Genomic DNA, 23144 nt, shown 5'->3' with positions numbered 1-23144 from the left:
CCACGCGCCTGGCATGGGGCACGATGGGTGACATGAGTCGCGCCCTGCTTGTCATCGACGTCCAGAACGACTTCGTCGAGGGTGGCTCCCTGGGCGTCGCCGGTGGCGCCGAGGTCGCCCGCCGGATCAGCACCCACCTTGCCGAGCACCACCGGGACTACGCCGCGGTCGTCGCCTCCCGCGACTGGCACCACGCCCATGACACCAACGGCGGGCACTTCCCGGAGCCGGGGCAGGAGCCGGACTTCCGTACGTCGTGGCCCGTGCACTGCGTCGAGGGCTCGACCGGGTCCGACTACGCCCCCGACCTCGACCTGACCCACGTCACCCACCACGTCCGCAAGGGCCAGGGCGTGCCGGCGTACTCCGCCTTCGAGGGTGCGACCGACGACGGCCGCCCGCTGGCCGACGTCCTGCGCGACCTGGGGGTCGAGACGGTCGAGCTCACCGGGATCGCCACCGACCACTGCGTGCGCGCCACGGCACTCGACGCGGTGCAGGAGGGCTTCGCGGTCGTGCTCCTCGACGGCATGCACGCCGGCGTCGCTCCGGACACCAGCGAGGCCGCGCTCGCCGAGCTCGCCGCGGCAGGCGTCACGCGGGGCTGAGTCAGGCTCAGCCGTTCGCTGTCTCAGCGGAAGTCCCGCGAGGACTGCCGCGCCTGGAGCACCGCACCGGCTCCCGGCACGACCACGTCGATGCCCTCGACCTGCTCGGCGACGAGGTTGGTGACCCCCTCGCTGCGCTCGAGGATGCCGCGGACGACCACGGCGACCTTCGAGCGGGCGGCAGTGCGGTGGGTGGCGAAGACCTTCGGGGTGCAGATGACGTTGAGCATCCCGGTCTCGTCCTCGAGGTTGAGGAACGTGACGCCTTGCGCGGTGCCCGGACGCTGTCGGTGGGTCACCAGCCCGGCGACCAGCACCCGGCGGTTCGGGGTGGTGGTCGCCAGGTCCGCGATGGAGCGGATGCCGGCGGCCTGCAGCTGGGAGCGCAGGTGCTCGACCGGGTGGTGCTCCGGGGAGATCCGCGTGGCCCACAGGTCGGCCAGCGTCTCCTCCACCTCGCTCATCCCCGGAAGCATGGGGGCCGGGGGCGCAGGGGTGGACCCGGGCAGCTGGTCGGGCCGCTCGGCGTACCCCGCCTGCCACAGCGCCGCGCGCCGGTCCAGGCCCAGCGAGTCGAAGGCGCCGGCGGTCGCCAGCGCTTCGAGCTGCGCGGTGCTGAGGTCCGCCCGGCGCGACAGGTCGGTGACACCGGTGAACGGCGCATCTGCGCGCGCGTCGACGATGCGCTGGGCGACCTCGAGCCCGATGCCCTTGACCGCGTCCAGCCCCAGGCGTACGGCGTACGCCCCGTCGTCGCGGTGCTCGATCGGGGCGGGGGCGTCGGGGTAGGGCTCGAGATCGGCCTGCGCGCGGGAGTGCACGACGTCGGGGCGGCGTACGTCCACCCCGTGCCGGCGCGCGTCGCCGACCAGCGACTGCGGGGAGTAGAACCCCATCGGCTGGTTGCGCAGCAGCCCGGCGAGGAACGCCGCCGGATAGTGCAGCTTGAACCACGACGAGGCATAGACCAACAGGGCGAAGCTCAGCGCGTGCGACTCCGCGAAGCCGAAGTTCGCGAACGACAGGATCTTGAGATAGATCGCGTCGGCGCGCTCCCCGGTGATGCCGCGCCGAGCCATGCCGGCGTACAGCTTCTCCTTGACCGACTCGATCCGCTCGATGCCGCGTTTGGAGCCCATCGCCCGGCGCAGCAGGTCGGCGTCGTCCTGCGTGCAGTCGCCGATCGCGACGGCCATCGCCATCAGCTGCTCCTGGAACAACGGCACCCCCAGCGTGCGCTCGAGCACCGGCTCGAGGTCGGGGTGGTCGTAGGTGACCTCCTCCTTGCCGGTGGCACGCCGGACGTAGGGGTGCACCGCGCCACCCTGGATCGGACCCGGGCGGATCAGCGCGATCTCGATCGCCAGGTCGTAGAACCGGCGCGGCCGCAGCCGCGGCAGCGTGCCGATCTGGGCGCGGCTCTCGACCTGGAAGACGCCGATCGAGTCGGCGCGGCAGAGCATGTCGTAGACGGCCGGCTCCTCGCGCGGGATCGTCTCCAGCTCCCAGCGGACCCCGAGGTGCTCATCGATGATCCGCATCATGTGGTCGAGGGCGCCGAGCATGCCCAGGCCGAGCAGGTCGAACTTGACCAGCCCCATCGACGCAGCAGCGTCCTTGTCCCACTGCAGGACGGTGCGCTTGTCCATGCGGCCGCGCTCGATCGGCACCACCTCCCCGATGGGACGCTCGGTGAGCACCATCCCGCCGGAGTGGATGCCCAGGTGGCGCGGAGCGCCGATGAGCTGCTCGGCGAGGTCGACGACCGGCTCGGGGATGCCGAGGTCGCGCGAGACCTCCTTGCCCCAGCCGTCGATCTGCTTGCTCCAGGCGTCCTGCTGGCCCGTCGAGTGCCCCAGCGCCTTGGCCGCGTCGCGCACCGCCATGCGCGGGCGGTAGCTGATCACGTTGGCGACCTGGGCGGCGTTGTGGCGACCGTAGGTGTCGTAGACCCACTGGATCACCTCCTCGCGCCGGTCGGAGTCGAAGTCGACGTCGATGTCGGGCTCCTCGTCGCGGTGCTCGGAGATGAACCGCTCGAACGGCAGCCGGTAGTAGACCGCGTCGATCGCGGTGATCCCCAGGGCGTAGCAGACCGCCGAGCTGGCCGCGCTCCCCCGGCCCTGGCAGAGGATCTGCTGGCTGCGGGCGAAGGCGACGATGTCGTGGACGATGACGAAGTAGCCGGCGAAGTCCTTGCGCTCGATGACCTCCAGCTCCTTGGCGACGCGCTCGCGCGCCTGCTCCTCGAGCGGCGTGCCGGCGTACCGCTCGGCGAAGCCCCGCTCCACCAGCACCCGCAGCCACGACGCCGGGGTGTGCCCGTCGGGGATGCCGCGCTTGGGCAGCCGGGGCGAGGCCTTGTGCAGGTCGAAGGCGAGCTCGTCGGCGAGGACGACGCTGCGCGGCACCGCGTCGGGGTACGCCGCGAACCGGGCGGCCATCTCGGCCCCGCCGCGCAGGTACGCCGCCGGGCCGGGAGGCAGCCAGCCGTCCATCTCGCTCAGGCTGCGGCGGGCCCGGACCGCGGCCATCGTGGCGGCCAGCCGGAACTCGTCCGGACGCGCGTGGTGGACGTTGTTGGTGGCCACGACAGGCAGCCGCAGGTCGGCCGCGATGCCGGCCAGCACGGCGTTGGTCTCATCATCTCCGGGCAGGTCGTGGTCGATCAGCTCGACCACGACGCCCTCGGGCCCGAACCGCTCGACGAGCGCGGCGACCTCGGCCGCGGCTGCCGCGGGGCCGCCGGCCGCCAGCGCTGCGCGCACGGTGCCCTTGCGGCAGCCGGTCAGCACCACCCAGTGGTCGCGGCCGCGGTCGGTGAGCTCGTCGAGGTCGTAGACCGGGCGGCCCTTCTCGTCGCCGCGCAGCTGGGCCTCGGTGATCGCCGCGGCCAGGCGGTGGTAGCCCTCGACCCCGCGGGCCAGCACCAGCAGGTGGGATCCCTCGGGATCGGGGACGCCGTTCTGCGGTGCGCGCAGCCCGAGGGAGAGCTCCGCGCCGTAGACCGTGCGCAGCGCCGGATGCTCCTCGGCGGCCTCGGCGAACATCGGCGCGCCGTAGAACCCGTCGTGGTCGGTCAGCGCCAACCCGTGCAGTCCCAGCCGCAGCGCCTGTGCGACCAGGTCCTCCGGCGCGCTCGCCCCGTCGAGGAAGCTGTAGTGGCTGTGGCAGTGCAGCTCGGCGTACGCCGGACCCTCGGGCACCTCGACGTCGGGCGCCGGCACGGTCGGGCGGGACCCCCTGCGGGAGATCGGCGCGTCCTCGGCGCCCGGCCTCCCCGACAGCCGCCGCTCCAGCTCGCGCCACGGGACGGCGGGGTTGCTCCAGCCCATCAGCGCGCTCGTCTTGTCAGCACCGGACGTCGGCCAATGCCGAGCGGAGCATCTCTCGCGCCGCGGCGTACCGTCCTCGGGCGGTCGACGGATTCATCCCCAGCAGCTCGGCTGCGTCGACGAGCGTGAATCCATCCCAACGGGGTCAACATAACCGGCTATCCGCAGTTGAGGGTATGGGACGCGGTGCCGTTCCCAGCGCGTCGGTGAGCAGGGGTCGAGGTCTTTCGAGGATGGAGGTTCCTACGCCTTCCACCTGAAAGACCTCGACGTGCACGACGCTACCGCCGCGGCGTGCCCTGATCCTGGGTTCGACACCGCCGATCTGACCACCTTCTGCCGTCTCGATGACCTCGGCCCCCTCGTCACCGGCCAACAGCTCAAACCCGACCGGCCGTGCTCGCTTATCGCGTCGTCGAACCGCCGATTCCGACGAGCGTTGGTGTCGCCGCTGTGGCTGTGAGGGTGTCACTCGCGACACCGTGACCCGGCGCCTGGCCGTGAGCCGTTCGGTTGGCGACCCACCAGGTTGGTGATCACGATCCGCCGCTACTCCTGCACCGGCTGCACTCGTGTGTGGCGCCAGGACACCACCGCAGCGGCCGAACCGCGAGCGAAGCTCTCGCGTCGCAGCTGCGCTGGGCTCTGGAAGCCATCGTGGTCCAACACCTCACCCGTCGCCCGGTCGCCGACGCGTGTCCGGGTCACGGTCGTTGTTGCGATCCGCGTGTGCGTTCAGCTTTTCACGCGCGGATCGCTCTTGGCGCCGACACCGTGTGCAGTGCCGCCTGAACTCGCGCCAGTCTGGCTGCTGCCAGCGATGCGGCGGGTCACCAAGACACCGACCGCGATGGCGATCAGAGCAAGGATGCCGAACTCCAACGGCCCGACCCCCAGACCCGAAAGGCCCGCGACAAGAAACAACCCGACTATGACGGCGAGGTAAGCCAGAATCAGACGCAGCGCTTTGCTTTTCATTTGTTTGATCCCTCGTGGCGGTAGGTGCCATTAGCGTTGATGAAGCTGCGATTCCACGGGTAACTCGACGCGGTGCAACCGTACTTGATCACGCACGACTCAAGGTGCCGCTGCATGTAGGCTCGAGCCTGGCCCGTGCCCCCGCCGGACTTCGCCTTCGACACGACCTCGCGCACCTGAATCATGAAGTCAGCATCCCGGACCCCGTCATTGTGGCTCTTGACGCGCACCTTCCCGCCACCGCGACAGTAGTTGGTGCGATGGAACCACCGGTAGCGCACGTTGCCTAGGTAGCTCTTGAACGTCCATGTCACGGTGTAGTGGCCATCAATGGTGCAGTAGGCGGCGTTCGGAACCATCGCATTACTTGACAGCGCGGCGCCATCCTCCGCGTGCGTGACTTCAACTTCCGCGCTGTTTGGGTCGACCACCTGATCGGCCAGCCCCTCGTCCACAAGCAGGGCAATCTGTTCAGGTGTCGCAACCCCGTCGCCGGCTGCGATGACTGCGTGCGTACTTCCGCATCGGAACTCGAGGCTCCGGCCGGAGCCACATTAACGGTGAGTACAAAAAAGAGCGCCGCTGAATAGGCGGCAAGGACCCTTTGTCTTTTCATGAATTCCCCCAAGAGATTCCGTGAGTGAGTAGGGTCACAGAACGCTATCCTGAGTCGACTCGGGTTGCAATGCCGCGCCCTCGTTCGGAGACTAGGCGTGTCCCGCACATCGGTTTGGACCTCGGGTTCGCGTAACCAGATCAGCACCGAATCAGTCATATGCAGCCTCCAGCTCCCAGGTCGCGTCCCGACAACGCAGCAGCCACGCCCGCCCGTCGATGCCCACGACCTGGAACCGGGCAGCAGGAGATGCGGCAGGAGATGCCGCGGCACCGGCCTCCCACCACGACTCGTCCACCGGCCACGGCCCCGCCCAGGCCTCGACCGGCTGCCAGCCGACGTCGGGCAGCAGGACCGTGGCCGGCTCACCGGTGACCGCGCCGCGCCCGTCGAGACACACCGTGCCCCCACGCCGGTCGCGGACCTCCGCGGCCAGCGGCACGGCGAAGACCCGCGCCGGAGCCGGACCCGGCAGGCTGCCGGGCCAGGGCCGGTCGAGGGGCCGCAACCCGGTGGGTCGCTCCCCCCACGGCACCGTCGCCTGCCGCGCCGCCGGTGACCGACCGCCCTGCAGCACCGGGACCACCACCGCGTCGTAGCCGAGCATCGCCTGCACGCGCGCCATCCCGCGGGCGACCAACTCACTGGCACCGCCGCCCCACAGCGGCTCGGCGTGGTCGGCGGCGGGCTCGGCGACCTCGGGCACGAAGCGGACACGGGTGATCGGCTCGCTGATCGCCGCCACCGATCGGCGACTGCGCACAGACCCCTGCGTCTGTCCCTGGATCTGCCAGTGGACCCGGTCGACCAGGTCGCGGGCGCTGAAGTGCCGCGGGTGCAACCAGGAACGGGCCGAGACCAGCACGCTCTCCCCACGCTCGCCCTCACACTCCACCTCCACCCGCACCGCGGTCGCGACCTGCTGGCGCGCGGCCAGCCCGGCGACGAACCGCTCGGCGGTGGTGCGCACGCTGAAGGTCACCGCCTCGGCGGAGTCCAGCGGCGGCTCGAAGCCCACCTCACACGCCAGCTCCGGCGGCGGGGTGCGAGTGGCGAGCAGGCCGGCCGCCTCTCCCCGGGCACGGCGCCAGACTTCCAGACCGTAGGCACCGAACCGATGACTGACGTCGGGACCCGGCAGCTGGGCGAGCTCGCCCAGCGTGCGCAGCCCGAGTCGCTGCAGCAGCGAGACCATCTCGGTCGCCTCGGGGTCGGCCAGCAGCGCCTCGACCGGAAGCGTCCGCAGATAGGGCGCCGATCCCCCCGGCGGCACCACCACGTGGTCCTGCGGCTCGGCCCGCCGGGCGGCCTGCTCGGCGGTGAAGACGTCGTCGGCGATCCCGATGCGGACGTCGACGACCCCCGCCTCGACCAGCGTCTGGGCCAGCAGCGCCGCGGCATGCGGCTCTCCGCCGTAGTAGCGTCCGGGCGCCCGCAGGGCCAACAGACCCGGGCGCAGCGGCGCGATCCCGGGACGGACCGCCTCGACCGCGGCCAGCACCGGCTCGAAGGTGCGTGCGTCGCGTTCGGGATTGACGTGGAGCAGCACCAGCTCCGGGCACCGCGCCTGGGCGTCACGGCGGCGCATCCCCCGGCGCACCCCGGCCGCTCGTGCAGGCAGGTTGCAGACCTCGACCAGGTTGCGCGCCAGCACCGCCGCCGGCAGTTGTGGCGACAGCTCCGCGTCGGCCAACCCGGCCACCACGGACCAGTCCGGACACCAGACGACCAGCACCCTCACGGCCGGCCCCTCATGAGACGGCCCCTCATGAGACGACCCCTCCTGAGACGACCCAGCCACCCCGCGCCGGCGGCGCCCCACCCCGGCGTACGGCGATCTCGGCGCGGCGTTGTGCGAGCCTGCCGCTCCCCCGGCCCGGACCGGTCCACGAGACCCGCTCCAGACTCAACCGCGCCTCACACCGGGGCCACTCCCCCCACACCACGAGGGCCGCGGAGCGCTTGCGCAACCGGGCATCCAGCACCGCGACCGACTTCGGATCCACCGGTCCGGCGGGACGCAGCACGACCAACCGGACCACGTCGATCAGGGCGGCGGCCGCCTCCAGCCACAGTCCACCGGGATCAGGCACCAGCACCACCCGCGACAGGTCGGCCCCCAGGTCGTGAGCCGCCTCGGCTCCCAGGTCGGGCCAGCCGAGCACCCCGACCCACTCCCCGCCCGCGCTCGCACCGGCGACCAGCGCCAGCGCCACCGACGCCGCGTCGACGACATAGGTGCCACCCGCCCGCAGCTGGATCAGCGGGGCGAAGGCGTCGTAGGTCGGCAGCGGGGTCCGCGCCGGTGCTCCCTCGAGCGCACCGATCCGCTCGCGCAGCTGAGCCACCAGCGCGGGCGCAGTGAGGTCGGGAGCGGCGGACACCCGACCATGATCGAACACCTGTTCGAGAGGGTCAAGTCGTGCAACGGGTAGGAACCAGGCGTGTCCGCCCCCTCCCCCTCACCCGTGTTCCGCGCCCCGATGCGCTCGCGCGACGACACCGTCGACCACGCCGCCGCCCTCGCCTGGGCCTTCGAGCACGACCTCTGCGGCGTGGGTGAGCGCGGCGACGGCGGTGACACCACCGACGCCCGTGTCCAGGCTCGCGCCGAGCGCTTCGCCGCCGCGCCGGCCGGTGCCTTCGTCTGGACCCAGGACGCCGCCGGCGTCTACCGGCTCGGCCGGATCACGGGCGAGGCGACGTACGACGAGTCCCCCGTCGCCCGGCGCCACGATCTGCCCCACCAGCGTCCGTGCGCCTGGCTACCCGGTCCCGTCCCCGAGCCCGAGCTCCCCGCTGCCGTCCGACAGACCTTCGCCCGGGGCGGTCGCAACTTCCAACGGATCAACCCCGCCACCACTCCCGGCGACGTGGAGGCCGAGACCGCGGTGCTGTGGGAGCGCTACGCCGACTGATCCGCCCTCACCGCGCGCGGGCGGACGGGGCGTCCGACGACCAGCGTGACGAGCACGGCGTTGAGCACTGCCAGGCCCGAGAGCACGAAGGCCTCGCTAACCGTACCGGTGACCGCCCAGTCGAACGCCGCGAAGTAGCCGATGCTCCACGGCAGCCCCAGGAACGCCACTGCAAGCAGCAGGAGCACTCCCCCGATGCTCGCGTCGTTGGCGGAACGGGTGGCCAGAGCAGCGACGTGGGCGGCACCCAGGACGATGACCGCGTACGCGCAGAGGAACCAGCGGGGGCGCATGTGCCATTACTGCCCACGGGACGCTCGGCGTCAAGGACCGTCCGTGCTCCCTGCACGAGGATCGCAGTCACCACGTCACTGCGATCCTCGTCTGGGGCGCATGCCCCGCTTCGTCAGCGCTTGCGCTTCTCCCGCACCCGCTGCTGCAGCAGGATCGGCGTGCCGACGAATCCGAACTCCTCGCGCAGCCGCCGCTCGATGTAGCGCTCGTACGACGCCTCGAGCTTGCCGCTGGTGAACAGGATGAACGTCGGGGGCGCCGTGGAGGCCTGGGTTCCGAAGAGGATCTTGGGCTGCTTGCCGCCCCGGACCGGGTGCGGGTGCTCGGCGACCAGCCGGCCGAGGAAGGAGTTGAGCGCACCGGTGCCGATGCGCGTCTCCCACCCGGCGAGCGCCTTGTCGAGCGCGGGCACCAGCCGGTCGATGTGCCAGCCGGTGCGCGCGGTGACGTTGATCCTCGGCGCCCACTGCACCTGCACGAGCTCACGCTCGATCTCGCGGTCGAGGTAGTAGCGCCGCTCCTCGTCGACCAGGTCCCACTTGTTGAACGCGATCACCAGGGCGCGGCCGGCCTCCCGGACCGCCTGGATGATCCGCAGGTCCTGCTCGGAGATCGACTGCCCGCCGTCGATGACCAGCACGACGACCTCGGCACGGTCGATCGCCGACGACGTGCGCAACGAGGCGTAGTACTCGTGCCCCGAGGCCTCCTTCACGCGCTTGCGGATGCCCGCGGTGTCGATGAAGCGCCAGGTGCGGCCCCCCAGCTCGATCAGCTCGTCGACCGGGTCGACCGTGGTGCCGGCGACGTTGTCGACGACGACCCGCTCCTCGCCGGCGAGCTTGTTGAGCAGGGAGGACTTGCCGACGTTGGGCTTGCCGACGATCGCGATGCGGCGCGGACCGCCGACCTCCGCCTCGCCCTGCTCCGGGGTCTCCGGCAGCGCGGCGAGGATGGCGTCGAGCAGGTCGCCGGAGCCGCGGCCGTGCAGCGCGGACACCGGGTAGGGCTCGCCCAGCCCGAGGTTCCACAGGCCGTACGCCTCGGCCTCGGTGCGCTGGTCATCGACCTTGTTGGCCGCCAGGACCACCGGCTTGCCGGAGCGGCGCAGGATCTTCACGACCGCCTCGTCGGCATCGGTGATGCCGACGGTCGCGTCGACAACGAACATCACCGCGTCGCAGGCGCTGACGGCGACCTCGGCCTGGGCCGCGATCCGCTCGGCGAGCCCGCGCGCGTCGGGGTCCCAGCCTCCGGTGTCGACGACCGTGAAGGCTCGGCCGTTCCAGGTGGCGTCGTAGGAGACCCGGTCGCGGGTCACCCCGGGGACGTCCTCGACCACGGCCTCGCGGCGCCCGATGATGCGGTTGACCAGGGTGGACTTGCCGACGTTCGGACGTCCCACCACCGCCAACGTCGGGGTCACCACGGGCCGGTCCGCCGTCTCGACCGACTCGGCCTCGTGCTCACTCATTGCTACTTCCTCTGCTTCGATTCTCTCGGTCCGGCCGGCGGCCGGTTCAGTCGTCGACCAGCGCCGTCGGCGGGTCGGCGTCGAGCTCGGCGGTGTCGACCGGTCCGGGCAACGTCCGCCCCGTGAGCTCCAGTGCCCGCGCCAGCTCGACCTGCATGTGGGCGCGCAGCTCGAGCGACAGCTCGCGCACGTGCGCCTGCGTACGAGGCCACGGTACGGCGTCCACGGTGAACGGCCGACCGTAGACCAGGTCGACGACCGCGCCACGGGCCGGCCAGGACTCCGCGCTGCCGCCGGGCTCACGGGTGCCGAGCACCGTCAGGGGCACGACCGGGGCCCCGGCGACCATCGCGAGATAGCCCGCACCGCGGTGGAACCGCCCCAGATCACCGGTGCCGCGGCGTCCCTCCGGGAACACCCCGACGACCCCGCCGTCGGCGAGCACCCGAAGGCACGACCGGATCGCTGCCGGGTCCGGCGCGAACCGGTCGAGCGGCACCTGTCCGGCTGCGGCCAGCAGCAGACCGAGCTTGCCGGTGAACGCCTCCTGCTTGGTGAGCGCGTGCACCGGGCGCGGCCCGAAGGCCACCATCAGGGGGCCGTCGGCCAGACCGATGTGGTTCGAGGCGACCACGACGGGCCCGCTGGTCGGGTGGTGCTCCGCTCCGTGCACCCGGACGGCGAACCGCCGGCGCACGAGCACCCGGGCCGGCGGCCGGGCGATGCGCATGAACCACCGCCGCGGGTGCGCAACGGTGCGCGGCGTCACGCGGGAGCCTCCACCGCCCCCACGAGCGCCACGACCTGGTCGATCACCTCGTCGAGCGTGAAGTCGGTCGTGTCGATGTGGACGGCTCCGTCGGGCATGGTCAGCGGGGCCGTCGCCCGCCCGGAGTCGATCGTGTCGCGCGAGAGCAGCGAGGCCCGCGTCGCCTCCACGTCGCTGCCACCCTCCTCCGCGGCGCGCCGCACGGCGCGGGCCGCGGGGTCGGCGGTCAGGTAGACCTTCACCTGCGCGTCGGGCGCCACCACGCTGCCGATGTCGCGGCCCTCGACGACGATGCCGCCCTCGCCGATCAGCGCACGCTGGTCGGCGAGCAGTCGCGCCCGCACCTCGGGTACGGCGCTGACCGGGCTGACCGCCCCGGTGACGTCCGCCTGCCGGATGGCGGTGGCGACGTCGGTGCCGTCGACGGTGATCGTCGGAGCCTGCGGGTCCGTGCCGGAGGCGAGCACCGCCTCGTCGGCGCGTGCGGCGACCGCTGCGGCGTCGTGGACGTCGACCTCGTGCTGCAGCATCCACCAGGTGATCGCCCGGAACTGGGCGCCGGTGTCGAGGTAGCGCAGGCCCAGCCGCGAGGCGACCCCGCGGGCGGTGGAGGACTTGCCGGACCCGGACGGTCCGTCGAGGGCGACCACCACCGTGGCGAGCACGGTCGGGTCGATGGCAGGAGACGACGTGGACACCCGCGGATCGTACCGTCGCACCCCGGTGGTCGGCCTACGAGCGCGCGGTCCACCCACGGTGCACGAGCCCGTCGACGAGCTCGCCTGCCCGGTCCTCGGCGACGACCAGGTGCACGAGTCCGACGGGGCGGCCCGGGTCGTGGTCGATGTGCACGTCCTCGATGTTGACCCCGACGGTGCCGGCGTCGGCGAACAACCGCGCCAGCTCGCCCGGGTTGTCCGGCACGGACACGTAGACCGTGGCCATGGGCCGGTCCGGCACGCCGTGCTTGCCGGGAATCGCCCGGGTGCCGGCCGCTCCCTGCGCGAGCAGGGACTGCAGCGCGCTGCGGTCGGACTGCTCGACCGCGTCGATGACCGCGTCGAGCTGACCGCGCAGCTCGCCGAGGAGCTCGAGCACAGCGGTCGCGTTGGCGTCGACGATCTGGCCGTACAACGCCGGGTCACCGGCGGCGACGCGGGTGACGTCGCGCACGCCCTGCCCCGAGAGCAGCAGGTGGTCGGCCGGCGCGTCAGCCAGTCGTCCGGCGACCAGGGCGGCGAGCAGGTGCGGGACATGGGAGACCCGGGCGACGGCCTTGTCGTGCTCCTCCGGCGTCAGCCGGATCGGCACCCCGCCACACAGGCGCACCAGCGTCTCCACGGTGGCGACCGCCTGCGGGTCGCTGGCCGCGTGCGGGGTGACGGCCCAGGGGCGTCCTTCGAACAGCGACGCCGATCCGGCCAACGGACCGGACCGCTCGCTGCCGGCCATCGGGTGGCTGCCGACGTAGCGCGCCAGTGCCGGGTGGTCGGCGATGGCGGCGACCGGGCCCGACTTCACGCTGCCGACGTCGGTCACCACCGCGTCGGTCGCGTCGAGGGCCGCGGCGATGGTCGTCGCCAGGTGGTCCGGCGGCACCGCCACGACCACGACGCGAGGCCGGTCGTCGGGTGTGCGCGCGCGTCCGGCACCCAGGCCCGAGGCGGTGCGCACGTTCTCCGGTGCCAGGTCGGTCAGCAGCACCTCGATCCCCGCGGCCTGCAGGGCGAGCCCAAGCGAGGTGCCCAGCAGTCCGGCACCGATCACCTCGACCGGACCGGGTACGCCGGACTCAGTCACCGGCGGTGAGCGTCGTCGGGGACCGACCGGACCCGTGAGAGGTCCGTGCGCAGCGCTGCCGCCCCGTGCAGGTAGACGTGGGTGATCTCGGCGCGCGGCAGGTCGGTCTCGACGTGCGCGAGCATCCGCACGACCCGCGGCATGGAGCCGGAGATCTCCAGCTCGCGCGCGCAGATCAACGGGATCTCGCCGAAGCCGAGCTGGCGGGCGACGTACGCCGGGAACTCGGCGTGCAGGTCGGAGGTCGCCGTGAAGATCACCGAGATGAAGTCGTCGACGGCGAGGCCGTTGCACTCCATGACGTCGGTGACCATCTCGGCGACCCGCTCGAGCATCTGCTCGCGGGTGTCCGCCTCGAGCTGGGTCGCGCCCCGGACCGCTCGCACCGCCACGTCGTGTCTCCTCACCAGGTTGTCTGCCGGACGCCAGGCTAGCGGGCCTACATCCCCGCGCCGTCGAGCAGGGCGCCGAGCTCGTCGTTGGTCAGCTCGCGCAGCTCCCCGCTCGCCAGGCCGCGCAGCACGACGGGTCCGATGCTGGTGCGCGTCAGGCGCCGGACGGGGTGTCCGACGTGGTCGAGCAGGCGTCGCACGATGCGGTTGCGGCCCTCGTGCAGCGTGACCTCGACGATCGAGCGCCCCTTGGCGCCGCCGGCACCGCGCTCGACCAGGCGCGCCCGCGTGACCTGCACGGGTCCATCGTCGAGCACCACGCCCTCGCGCAGCCGGCGCAGCGTGGCGGGCCGCACCTCGCCCTCGACCTCGGCGACGTAGACCTTGTCGATCTCGTACGACGGGTGCGCCAGGCGCTGGGCGAAGTCACCGTCGTTGGTCAGCAGGATCAGGCCCGACGTGTCGGTATCGAGGCGTCCCACGTGGAAGAGCCGCTCGGGGCGGTCGGCCACCACGTCACCGAGGCTGCGGCGCCCTTCGGGGTCCGACATCGTCGACACGACACCGCGCGGCTTGTTGAGGGCGAGGTAGACGTGCGGGCTGCGCGGCGGCAAACGCTTGCCGCTCACCCGGATCACGGCGGTCGTCGGGTCGACCTTGGTGCCGAGGCGGGTGACGACCTCCCCGTCGACCTCCACCTCGCCGGCGAGCATCAGCTCCTCACACCGGCGCCGGCTCGCGACCCCGGACTGTGCCAGCAGCTTCTGCAGCCGCACCAGCCGGTCGTCGCCGGTCTCGTCCGGGCTGGGCGTCTCGTCGCTGCCGCCTGCATGGTGCTCGCTCATGGCGCCTCGTCCACCGCGGCGACCGACCCCATCGTCGCGTCGAGGTCGAAGTCGATGTCGCTCATCTCGGGCAGGAACGGCGCCAGGTCGGGCAGCTCGTCGAGGGAGGTGATCCCGATGCGTTCGAGGAAGTACGTCGTCGTGCGGTAGAGGTGCGCCCCATGCTCGCCGTCGGTGCCGGCCTCCTCGACCAGCCCGCGGGTGAGCAGCGTGCGCATCACGCCGTCGACGTTGACCCCCCGCACGGCCGAGACCCGGGCCCGACTCACGGGCTGCATGTAGGCGACGACGGCGAGCGTCTCCAGCGCGGCCTGCGTCAACCGGGCCTGCTGGCCCTCGAGCACGAACTTCTCGACCACCGCGGCGTACTCCTCGCGGGTGGAGTAGCGCCACCCGCCCGCGACGTGACGCAGCTCGAAGCCACGCTGCTGCTCGTCGTACTCCGCCGCCAGCTCCTCCAGCACCCGGGTGACCTCCTCGACCGGGTAGCCGGCCGCGGTCGCGAGGCTGGTGGCGTCCAACGGCTGGTCGGCGACCATCAGCACGGCCTCCACCGCCGGTCGCAACGCGACCAGCGGGACCTCCAGGGTCGTCTCCTCGGTCACGCGTCCTCCTCCACAGCAGTCAGGTCGGGCAGGGGCGAGTCCTCGTCGGGCGGAGCCCCGTCGAACTCGTCGGTGATCGTCACCTCGGCGTCGTCGGCGCCGGTCCAGCGCACCGTCAGCTCACCCAGCGGGGTCACCTGGTCGAACGACACGACGCTCTCGCGGAACAGCTCCAGCAGCGCGAGGAACCGCGCCACCTTGGTCAGGGTGTCGGGGGCGTCACCGGCAAGGGCGCGGAAGGTCATCGACCCGCGCGCTCGCAGGCGCTCGACGACGACCTCGGCCTGCTCGCGGACGCTCACGGTCGGGGCGTGGATGTGCTGCAGCGAGAGCTCGAGCTCCGGTTTGGGCTGCATCGCGCGCGCGGCGAGCGCGGCGAACTCCTCCAGTCCGAGGCCGATCAGCACCTCCGGCAGGAGCGAGGCGAAGCGTTCGTCGAGCCCCACCGCGCGCGGGAACCGCTTGCCCTCCGCGGCCAGGCGGGTCTCGAGGACTGTCGCGACCTGCTTGAAGGCGCGGTACTGCAACAACCGTGCGAAGAGCAGGTCACGCGCTTCGAGCAGCGCGAGGTCCTCCTCGTCCTCGACGTCGCCCTGGGGCAACAGCCGGGCCGCCTTGAGGTCGAGCAGGGTGGAGGCGACCAGGAGGAACGACGTCGTCTGCTCGAGGTCCCAGACCTCACCGGCGGCCTTGATGTGGGCGATGAACTCGTCGGTGACCTTCGCCAACGAGACCTCGGTGATGTCGAGCTTGTGCTTCGCGATCAGGCTCAGCAGCAGGTCGAACGGGCCCTCGAAGTTGGCCAGATGGACCTGGAAGGCCGGCGTGCCCTCCGCGCTGTCGGGCGCCACCTCGGTGGCCGTCTCCCCAGCGGCCGTGGGAGCCTCGGCCAGCTCGGCGAGCGGCGTCTCCGCCGCCGGCGTGGGTCCGCTCACGCGCCGGTCTCGCGCAGCCGTCGCATCAGCTGGCTGTCCTCGCCGTGCTCGTCGAGGTCGGCCAACGCGATCGCGATCGCCGCGCGCACGAGCCGGCCACGGTCGACGGCCAGGCTGTGCTCGGCCCGCAGCCGCAACCGGGTCTGCTCGAGCTCGACCAGCTCCGCGGCGGTCATGTAGACCGTCATCTTCTCGTCGTGGCGGACCCGGCCCGACGGCCGGCGGCGTGCCTGCTCGGCCGGCTCGGCCGGAGCAGGCTCCACCGGAGCCGGCGCGGGCTCGGCGGCCGGGCGCGCAGCCTCGGCGGGCGGGGGTTGCGGGGGCTCGGCGGTCGGCCGGAACAGGTCGTCAGCCGCGGGCAGGCTCACCCGTCGAGACACGCGCCAGCACCTCCTTGGCGAGATCGCGGTAGGCCGCGGCACCCGGTGAGGACGAGGCGTACGACGTGATCGGCTCGCCCGCGACCGTGGAGTCGGAGAACTTCACCGTGCGGCGGATCACCGTATGGAAGACCTTGTCACCCCAGGCCTCGACCAGTCGCTCCATCACCTCGCGGCCGTGCAGGGTGCGCCCGTCGAACATCGTCCCGAGGACGCCGTCGATCTCCAGCTTCGGGTTGAGCCGCTCGCTGACCTTGTCGATGGTCGTCTTGAGCAGCGCGACGCCGCGCAGGGCGAAGTACTCGCACTCGAGCGGCACGATGACACCGTCGGAGGCCGTCAGCGCATTGACCGTCAGCAGGCCGAGGGAGGGCTGGCAGTCGATGAGGATGACGTCGTAGTCGGCGATGGCGGGCTGGAGGACGCGCTGCAGGGTCTGCTCGCGCGCCACCTCGTGGACCAGCTGCACCTCGGCGGCGGACAGGTCGATGTTGGACGGGAGCAGGTCCATGCCGGGCACACCACTGGGGACCACCACGTCGGAGAGCTCGACGTCGCGCTCCATCAGCAGGTTGTAGACGGTCAGCTCGATCTCGTGGGGGTTGAGACCCAGCCCGACCGACAGCGAGCCCTGCGGGTCGAAGTCGACCAGCAGGACCTTGCGCCCGAACTCGGCGAGCGCGGCGCCCAGGTTGATGGTGGTCGTGGTCTTGCCGACGCCGCCCTTCTGGTTGCACAGCGAGATCACGCGCGCCGGACCGTGGCTGGTCACCGGCGCGGGCTCCGGGAGGACCGGCAGGGGGCGTCCGGTGGGGCCGAGGACGGGCTGCTCGTTGCTCACGGGTCCAGTCTCGGGGGTGCCGCCGACAGTCGGTGCGGCGGGTGGCCGGAAGGGCAGTGGCTCCGGGCCAGCGACGTCGTCGCGCGTCGAGGCAGCGACATCGTGCGGCGGACGGAACCGCGGTGGCATCGACGGGGCGCTCGCCCCGTGTGCGCCGGGACCTGCGGGAGCTCCCCCATCGACCATGTGTCCACCTCTCGATCGGCTCGGTGACCGGCGCTACCCGGGCGGAGATTTGTCGACTCGGCGACTGCGAGTCGCGGGCGACCCTAGACCCGCGGGTCAGGTCCCCACAACACGAACGCCGGTTAACCCCAGACCGCCTGGCGATCTGTGCACGAGCCCCGGTCGGGGTGCACAGGCGACGGTGCCCCTGTGCACATCTCTGTGGACGACCGAGGCGCGGGCGGTGTCACTGCTGGTGGGCGCGTGGGTGCGCCGCGGCGTACACCTCGCGCAGGCTGTCGACCGTCACCAGCGTGTAGATCTGGGTGGTCGTCACCGATGCGTGCCCCAGCAGCTCCTGCACGACTCGCACGTCCGCGCCGCCGTCGAGCAGGTGTGTGGCGAAGGAGTGTCGCAAGGTGTGCGGGGACACCTCGGCCGTGATGCCGGCGCGGTCAGCGGCCTTCGTCAGGACCGTCCAGGCGCTCTGCCGCGACAGCCGGCCCCCACGGCTGTTGAGGAACACCGCCGGCGTACCCGTCCCGACCGCCTGCAGGTCCGGCCGTGCGCGCACCAGGTAGGCCTCGAGCGCCTCGCACGCGTAGCGTCCGACCGGCACCCGCCGCTCCTTGCCGCCCTTGCCGCGCAACAGGACGGTCTGCTCGGTCAGGTCGATGTCGTCGACGTCGAGCCCGACCGCCTCCGAGATGCGCGCACCCGTGCCGTAGAGCGTCTCGAGCAGCGCTCGATCCCGCATCGCCAGCGTGCTCTCCGGCTCCCCCGCTGCGGCCAGCAGCGCCTCGACGTCGCCCATGCTCAGGGCCTTCGGCAGTCGCTTCGGCGGAGGCGGCGGCCGGACGTCGGCGGCAGGGTCGTGCGTGGTCAGACCGTCGCGCAGCGCGAACCTGTGCAGCCCGCGTACGGCGACGACGGCGCGGCCGGCCGAGGTCGCCGACAGCGGCGGGTGATCGGTGTCGCCCTCGCGCAGCGCAGCGAGGAAGCCGACGACCAGCGCCTCGGTCACCGCCTCCAGGTCGCTCACCCCCTGGCGGGCGAGGTGGGCCACGTAGCGACGCAGGTCCCGCCGGTAGGACGCCACCGAGTTCGGGGCGAGGCCGCGCTCGACCACCAGGTGGTCGAGGTAGGTCCGGACCGCCTGGTGCAGCGCGTCGGGGCGGGTCTGGCTCAGCCGAGGACCTCCGCGAGCGGGGCCGCATCGAGGCCGTGCGCCGCGGCCACGGGAGCGTTGGTCAGCAGTCCGGCGTGGGTGTTGAGACCCAGCGCCAGCGCGGGGTCGGCGGCGAGCGCCGGTCGCCAGCCCTTGTCCGCGATCGCCAGGACGTAGCGCAGCGTGGCGTTGGTCAGTGCGTAGGTCGAGGTCGTCGGCACGGCCGCGGGCATGTTGCCCACGCAGTAGAAGGTCGACCCGTGCACCTGGTAGGTGGGCGCGTCGTGGGTCGTGGGTCGGGTGTCCTCGAAGCAACCGCCCTGGTCGACGGCGATGTCGACGAGGACCGAACCGGGACGCATCCGCGCCACCAGCTCGTTGTCGACCAGCTCCGGAGCGCGGGCGCCCGGCACGAGCACCGCACCGATCACCAGGTCGGCCTCGAGCACGGCCTCACGGATCGCCAGTGCGCTGGAGGCCATCGCGCGCACGCGCGTGCCGTGGCGCCAGGTCATGGAGCGCAGCTTGTCGACGTCGGTGTCGAGCACCGTCACCTCGGCCCCCATGCCGATCGCGACGTCGGCCGCGTGCTGGCCGGCGACCCCGGCGCCGATGACGACCACCCGGGCCCCGGCGACGCCGCCCACCCCACCCATGAGCACGCCGCGGCCGCCTTCGGGACGCAGCAGCGACTGCGCTCCGACCTGCGGGGCGAGGCGTCCGGCGACCTCCGACATCGGGAGCAGCAGCGGAAGCGTGCCCGAAGCCAGCTGCACGGTCTCGTAGGCGATGGCCGTGACCTCGCGCGCCACCAGCTCCTCGGTGAGCGTCCGGTCGGCGGCGAGGTGCAGATAGGTGAACAGCACCCCGCCGGGCCGAAGCCGTGCGTACTCCTCGGCCACCGGTTCCTTGACCTTGAGCACGAGGTCGGTCTCGGCCCAGGCCTCGTCGGCGGTGCCGATCCGGGCGCCGGCGGCGCGGTAGTCCGCGTCGCTGATCAGCGAGCCCGCTCCCGCCCCGGTCTCCACCACGACGCTGTGCCCACGGCGGACGAGCTCGTCGACCCCGGCGGGTGTCAGCGCGACGCGGTCCTCGTGGTTCTTGACCTCGCGCGGCACCCCGATCCGCACGTTCTCAGTCCTCCACCGGGCGCCGCAGTGACGCGTCGTCCAGCGGGATCAGCAGCTCGCGCTGGCGCTTGATGGCGGCGCCGACCAGCCCGGCGAAGAGCGGGTGCGGGCGGGTCGGACGGGAGCGGAGCTCCGGGTGTGCCTGGGTCGACACGTAGTAGGGGTGGACGTCGGCCGGGAGCTCGGCGTACTCCACAAGGGTGTCGTCGGGCGAGGTGCCGCTGAAGACCAGGCCGGCTGCCTCCAGCTGCGGGCGGTAGGCGTTGTTGACCTCGTAGCGGTGCCGGTGGCGCTCCTCGACCTTCGCCGCGCCGCCGTAGGTCTCGCGTACCACCGAGCCTGACTTCAGCGCAGCCGGATAGAGCCCCAGACGCATCGTGCCGCCGAGGTCACCAGCACCGTCGACATAGGCCTTCTGCTCCGCCATGGTCGCGATCACGGGGACCTCGCAGGTCGGGTCGAACTCGGTGGAGTCCGCGCCCTCGAGTCCGGCGACGTTGCGGGCGTACTCGATCACCATGCACTGCAGACCCAGGCACAGCCCGAGCGTGGGGATCTTGTGGGTGCGCGCGAACGTCAGCGCGCCGATCTTGCCCTCGAGACCGCGTACGCCGAACCCTCCCGGCACGCAGATGGCGTCGACCTCACCGAGCCGGCGAGCCGCACCCTCGGGAGTCGCACACTCGTCGGAGGGGATCCACTCGATGTTGACCTTGGCCTCGCGGGCGAAGCCGCCGGCCCGCAGCGCCTCCACGACCGAGAGGTAGGCGTCCGGCAGGTCGACGTACTTGCCGACGAGCCCGACGGTGACCTCCTCGGCCGGGTGGTGCACCCGGCGCAGCAGGTCGTCCCACACCGTCCAGTCGACGTCGCGGAACGGCAGGTCCAGGCGGCGTACGACGTAGGCGTCCAGGCCCTCGGAGTGCAGCACCTTGGGGATGTCGTAGATCGAGGGTGCGTCGGCGGCCGTGACGACGGCCTCGTCCTCGACGTCGCACATCAGCGAGATCTTGCGCTTGACCGACTCGGGGATCTGCCGGTCCGCGCGGCACACGATCGCGTCAGGCTGGATGCCGATGGAACGCAGCGCCGACACCGAGTGCTGGGTCGGCTTGGTCTTCAGCTCCCCCGACGGGCCGAGGTACGGGACGAGCGAGACGTGCAGGAAGAAGCAGTTGCCGCGACCGACATCGTGGCGCACCTGGCGGGCTGCCTCGAGGAACGGCAGGGACTCGATGTCGCCGACGGTGCCACCGATCTCCGTGATCACCACGTCGACGTCGGGTCCGCTCATCGCGCGGATCCGGTCCTTGATCTCGTTGGTGATGTGCGGGATGACCTGCACGGTGTCACCGAGGTAGTCGCCGCGACGCTCCTTGGCGATCACGCTGGAGTAGACCTGGCCGGTCGTGACGTTGGCCGAGCCCACGAGGTCGACGTCGAGGAAGCGCTCGTAGTGGCCGATGTCGAGGTCGGTCTCGGCCCCGTCGTTGGTGACGAACACCTCGCCGTGCTGGAACGGGTTCATCGTCCCGGGGTCGACATTGAGGTAGGGGTCGAGCTTCTGCATCGTCACCCGCAGGCCACGCGCCTTGAGCAGACTGCCCAAGCTGCTGGCCGTCAGGCCTTTGCCCAGCGAGGAAGCGACCCCGCCGGTGACGAAGACGTGCTTGGTGACATGCGTTGCGGCCAACGATGCTCCCGTGGTCGGCGTGGTGTGGCGCGAGTGCGTCCACGGGGTTTCACCCTACCAACCGCCGCACGGTCACGATCCCGGCGCCGCGCCGTCCGCCGCGTCGACGGCCCCGTGATGACCCACCTCGCCGGCAAGCGCCCGCTCCAGGGTGAGCACCGTCACGATCTGGCCGAGCACGAGCTGCGCGGAGTCCACGGTCGAGACCCGGCCGGCAGTGCGCAGGTCGTCGCGCAGGAGGGCGAGCACACCGCCCGGGCGCGCTGCCCGGGTCGGTCCCGCGAGCACCACGCCGGCGGCGCCCTCGGCCAGCGCTCCGACGAGAGGGCTCAGTGCCGCCGCCGCGCCGCCAGGCAGCTGACTCTCCGGCGCCGGGCCCGCGGCCAGGAGGACCAGGTCGGCGCGTTGCTCAGGAGCCTCCTCGGCCATCACCAGGCCGGCGGTGCTCAGTCCGGCGAGCACCGCGCTGGTGACCTGGTCGGCGTCCTGCGGCGCGTCCTCGCTGGTCGCGATCGCGCGCGCGAGCAGGGCGCCGGTGAGCGCGTAGCCGTCGGTGTCGGCGGCCAGGTCGGGCACCTCGGTGGCCAACTGCGCGGACAGGTCGTCGACGAGCTGACGCTGTTCCTCGTCGAGCAGTGCCGCGGCCACCCGGTAGCTCCCTGCCAGCGTGCCTCCGGCCGACACCACGGTGTCACCGAGGGCCGCGACGGTCGCCGGGTCGGCGCCGGGCAGCGCGACGACCGCCACCGCGTGGCCGGCCAGCCGGTCGCCCAGGACCAACGGCGCCACGGCGCCGGCCGCGGCCGCGTTGAAGTCGGCCGTGGTCTTCGCCGCACTGAGCTGGGACTCCAGGGTGGCGATGGTGCGCCGGTCGGTCTCGACCTGCGTGACCAAGGAGTTGTCGACCTCGCCCTTGAGCGGGCCGCCACCGATGGCGATCCCCACCGCGAGGGCGAGGAACACGGAGACGACGGTGACGATGTGGTAGCGGAAGGTCATCATGGTGCGTCCCCGAACCAGCTGTCGTAGGTGTCGCCGAACCAGTCGCCGAGGGCATGCGCGGCGTCGGAGAACCACGCGTTGCCGACGGGCGTGGTGGCCACCGCGATGGCCAGGGCGAGGATCCCCACCACCATCACCAGCGCGAGCTGCCACCCGCGGGTCCGTCCGCCGTACAGCGTCGGCACCGCGTCCGCGTCGACGAGGCGCGGCCCCAGCCGCAGGCGGGTCAGGAACGTGCTCGCGAGCCCGGAACGCTGGCGATCCAGGAACTCGTCGAGCGTGGCGTGGGTCCCGAGGCAGATGACCACCGACGCCTCTCCCAGGTCGGCGAGCAGCAGCGCGAGATCCTCCGTGGTGGCCTCGGAAGCGAAGCGCGACGGCCGGATCCCCAGCGACTCGAGACGTTCACCGCCGGTGACCCGGTCGGTGCGGTCGGTGTGGAGCACGACCTCGGGCGCCCAGCGCAGTCCCTCGTCGCTGACCTCGGCCAACCCCGTCTTCCCGACCACGGCCGCGTGCGTCTTGACCCGCGCCGCGACCAGGGCGTCGAGCCCGGTGTCGACGCCGACGACGACCGGGCGCTGCTCGGCGACGAACCGGCGCAGCCCGCGCAGCTCGCGGTCGGTGTCGGGCCCCCCGGCCACGACGAGGACGGGGCGCCCCGCCATCGGGATGCGCAGCGTCGGCGCGCCGAGACCGTGCAGCAGGACGTCCTGCTCGCGGCGGAGGAACTCCGTCGCGTTGTGGGTGAAGCTCTGCAGCTGGGAGACCAGTCCGGTGCGGGCGAGCTCCATCTCCTCGGCGACCAGCTCGGAGGTCAGGACGCGACCCGTCGCCACGAGCTCCTCCTCGACCAGGAACCGGTCCTCGTGGACGCGTGCGCTCCGACCGTCGCGCAGGGTGGCGACCAGGGACTCGTCGTCCAGCTCGATCAGGACCACCCCGGCGTCGGTCAGCACCTGCGGACCGAGGTTGGGGTAGCGCCCGGAGATGAACGGGCGCGTGTTGACCACCGCCGCCACCTCCCGAGCGAGGATGGCGTACGCCGTCTCCCGGTCCAGGTCGCGGTGGGCGAGCACCAGGATGTCGCCCGGGCGCGCGCGCAACAGGGCAGCCGAGGTGCGGCGGTCGACCCGGATCGTGCCGAGCGTCCCGGGCAGCTCGGGTGCCGGCGGCTTGCGGGTCCAGAACTTCAT

General features: G+C 72.2%; 23 protein-coding genes and 1 pseudogene. 3 read left to right on the top strand and 21 right to left on the bottom strand.

Annotated elements, in window-relative coordinates; all coding sequences use genetic code 11:
- Positions 1-32 precede the first annotated feature (32 nt).
- Positions 33-608 (top strand): isochorismatase family protein, encoded by a 576-nt coding sequence (locus J2S59_RS13730; protein ID WP_068118890.1) that lies wholly within the window; start codon positions 33-35, stop codon positions 606-608.
- A gap of 23 nt (positions 609-631) precedes the next feature.
- On the opposite strand, the gene J2S59_RS13725 is transcribed toward J2S59_RS13730, so the two are convergent.
- Positions 632-3943: an error-prone DNA polymerase gene (locus J2S59_RS13725; RefSeq protein ID WP_068118891.1), complete on the bottom strand. Its 3312-nt coding sequence runs from the start codon at positions 3941-3943 to the stop codon at positions 632-634.
- A 271-nt stretch (positions 3944-4214) separates the two neighbouring features.
- On the opposite strand from J2S59_RS13725, the pseudogene J2S59_RS13720 reads away from it, so the two are divergent.
- Positions 4215-4636: pseudogene (locus tag J2S59_RS13720) on the top strand (ISL3 family transposase); the annotation flags it as partial.
- Between the two features lie 42 nt (positions 4637-4678).
- Here the strand turns inward: J2S59_RS13720 and J2S59_RS13715 are convergent.
- The 4 genes from J2S59_RS13715 to imuA' all read right to left on the bottom strand — a co-directional run bounded on the left by J2S59_RS13715 (position 4679) and on the right by imuA' (position 7921).
- On the bottom strand, positions 4679-4921 hold the full coding sequence (locus J2S59_RS13715) for a hypothetical protein (RefSeq protein WP_068118894.1): 243 nt from the start codon (positions 4919-4921) through the stop codon (positions 4679-4681).
- A complete protein-coding gene (locus J2S59_RS13710) occupies positions 4918-5376 on the bottom strand; it encodes a hypothetical protein (protein ID WP_068118897.1) in 459 nt (152 codons plus the stop codon). The genes J2S59_RS13715 and J2S59_RS13710 overlap by 4 nt, the downstream gene beginning before the upstream one ends.
- A gap of 312 nt (positions 5377-5688) precedes the next feature.
- The gene (locus J2S59_RS13705) at positions 5689-7278 is read right to left on the bottom strand and encodes a DNA polymerase Y family protein (protein WP_306825220.1); all 1590 of its coding nucleotides are present in this window, start codon (positions 7276-7278) and stop codon (positions 5689-5691) included.
- Between the two features lie 25 nt (positions 7279-7303).
- Entirely contained in the window at positions 7304-7921 is a 618-nt protein-coding gene (gene imuA' / locus J2S59_RS13700; RefSeq protein WP_068120502.1) for a DnaE2-dependent mutagenesis accessory factor ImuA', read from the bottom strand.
- A 60-nt stretch (positions 7922-7981) separates the two neighbouring features.
- Here imuA' and J2S59_RS13695 point away from each other — a divergent pair, with 60 nt between their 5' ends.
- On the top strand, positions 7982-8455 hold the full coding sequence (locus J2S59_RS13695) for a GAF domain-containing protein (RefSeq protein WP_220138430.1): 474 nt from the start codon (positions 7982-7984) through the stop codon (positions 8453-8455).
- Here J2S59_RS13695 and J2S59_RS13690 read toward each other — a convergent pair.
- From J2S59_RS13690 to steA, 16 genes are all read right to left on the bottom strand, one after another.
- A complete protein-coding gene (locus J2S59_RS13690) occupies positions 8443-8748 on the bottom strand; it encodes a hypothetical protein (RefSeq protein ID WP_068120501.1) in 306 nt (101 codons plus the stop codon). The two genes, J2S59_RS13695 and J2S59_RS13690, sit on opposite strands and share 13 nt — an antisense overlap.
- A gap of 113 nt (positions 8749-8861) precedes the next feature.
- Positions 8862-10244 carry a ribosome biogenesis GTPase Der gene (gene der, locus J2S59_RS13685; protein WP_281366731.1) on the bottom strand — a complete coding sequence of 461 codons (1383 nt, stop codon included), beginning with the start codon at positions 10242-10244 and terminating at the stop codon, positions 8862-8864.
- A 25-nt stretch (positions 10245-10269) separates the two neighbouring features.
- Positions 10270-10992: a lysophospholipid acyltransferase family protein gene (locus J2S59_RS13680; protein ID WP_181641916.1), complete on the bottom strand. Its 723-nt coding sequence runs from the start codon at positions 10990-10992 to the stop codon at positions 10270-10272.
- A complete protein-coding gene (gene cmk / locus J2S59_RS13675) occupies positions 10989-11690 on the bottom strand; it encodes a (d)CMP kinase (protein WP_068120497.1) in 702 nt (233 codons plus the stop codon). The genes J2S59_RS13680 and cmk overlap by 4 nt, the downstream gene beginning before the upstream one ends.
- Before the next feature lie 34 nt (positions 11691-11724).
- Positions 11725-12792: a prephenate dehydrogenase gene (locus J2S59_RS13670; RefSeq protein ID WP_068120495.1), complete on the bottom strand. Its 1068-nt coding sequence runs from the start codon at positions 12790-12792 to the stop codon at positions 11725-11727.
- Positions 12789-13184 carry a chorismate mutase gene (aroH, locus tag J2S59_RS13665; RefSeq protein ID WP_068120494.1) on the bottom strand — a complete coding sequence of 132 codons (396 nt, stop codon included), beginning with the start codon at positions 13182-13184 and terminating at the stop codon, positions 12789-12791. The genes J2S59_RS13670 and aroH overlap by 4 nt, the downstream gene beginning before the upstream one ends.
- A 47-nt stretch (positions 13185-13231) precedes the next feature.
- A complete protein-coding gene (locus tag J2S59_RS13660) occupies positions 13232-14029 on the bottom strand; it encodes a pseudouridine synthase (RefSeq protein ID WP_306825219.1) in 798 nt (265 codons plus the stop codon).
- On the bottom strand, positions 14026-14634 hold the full coding sequence (gene scpB / locus J2S59_RS13655; RefSeq protein ID WP_068124543.1) for an SMC-Scp complex subunit ScpB: 609 nt from the start codon (positions 14632-14634) through the stop codon (positions 14026-14028). Before scpB ends, J2S59_RS13660 begins: the two co-directional genes overlap by 4 nt.
- The gene (locus J2S59_RS13650; protein ID WP_220138609.1) at positions 14631-15485 is read right to left on the bottom strand and encodes a segregation and condensation protein A; all 855 of its coding nucleotides are present in this window, start codon (positions 15483-15485) and stop codon (positions 14631-14633) included. Before J2S59_RS13650 ends, scpB begins: the two co-directional genes overlap by 4 nt.
- A gap of 80 nt (positions 15486-15565) precedes the next feature.
- Complete coding sequence (locus J2S59_RS13645) at positions 15566-15937, bottom strand: hypothetical protein (protein WP_370871493.1); 372 nt, start codon at positions 15935-15937, stop codon at positions 15566-15568.
- The gene (locus J2S59_RS13640; protein ID WP_370871540.1) at positions 15918-16919 is read right to left on the bottom strand and encodes a ParA family protein; all 1002 of its coding nucleotides are present in this window, start codon (positions 16917-16919) and stop codon (positions 15918-15920) included. The genes J2S59_RS13645 and J2S59_RS13640 overlap by 20 nt, the downstream gene beginning before the upstream one ends.
- Before the next feature lie 283 nt (positions 16920-17202).
- Entirely contained in the window at positions 17203-18144 is a 942-nt protein-coding gene (xerD, locus tag J2S59_RS13635) for a site-specific tyrosine recombinase XerD (protein ID WP_503124980.1), read from the bottom strand.
- Positions 18141-19253: an alanine dehydrogenase gene (gene ald, locus J2S59_RS13630; protein ID WP_068119231.1), complete on the bottom strand. Its 1113-nt coding sequence runs from the start codon at positions 19251-19253 to the stop codon at positions 18141-18143. Before ald ends, xerD begins: the two co-directional genes overlap by 4 nt.
- A 4-nt stretch (positions 19254-19257) precedes the next feature.
- The gene (gene pyrG, locus J2S59_RS13625) at positions 19258-20946 is read right to left on the bottom strand and encodes a CTP synthase (RefSeq protein WP_068119228.1); all 1689 of its coding nucleotides are present in this window, start codon (positions 20944-20946) and stop codon (positions 19258-19260) included.
- 72 nt (positions 20947-21018) lie between these two features.
- Positions 21019-21948: a copper transporter gene (locus tag J2S59_RS13620; RefSeq protein WP_181641713.1), complete on the bottom strand. Its 930-nt coding sequence runs from the start codon at positions 21946-21948 to the stop codon at positions 21019-21021.
- Positions 21945-23144 (bottom strand): putative cytokinetic ring protein SteA, encoded by a 1200-nt coding sequence (gene steA, locus J2S59_RS13615; RefSeq protein ID WP_068119221.1) that lies wholly within the window; start codon positions 23142-23144, stop codon positions 21945-21947. The genes J2S59_RS13620 and steA overlap by 4 nt, the downstream gene beginning before the upstream one ends.

This window comes from Nocardioides massiliensis, assembly GCF_030811215.1.
GTDB classification, from domain to species: Bacteria; Actinomycetota; Actinomycetes; order Propionibacteriales; family Nocardioidaceae; genus Nocardioides_A; species Nocardioides_A massiliensis.
The sequence above is the reverse complement of the archived record's forward strand: the minus strand, read 5'-3'. Positions and strand labels throughout refer to the sequence as shown.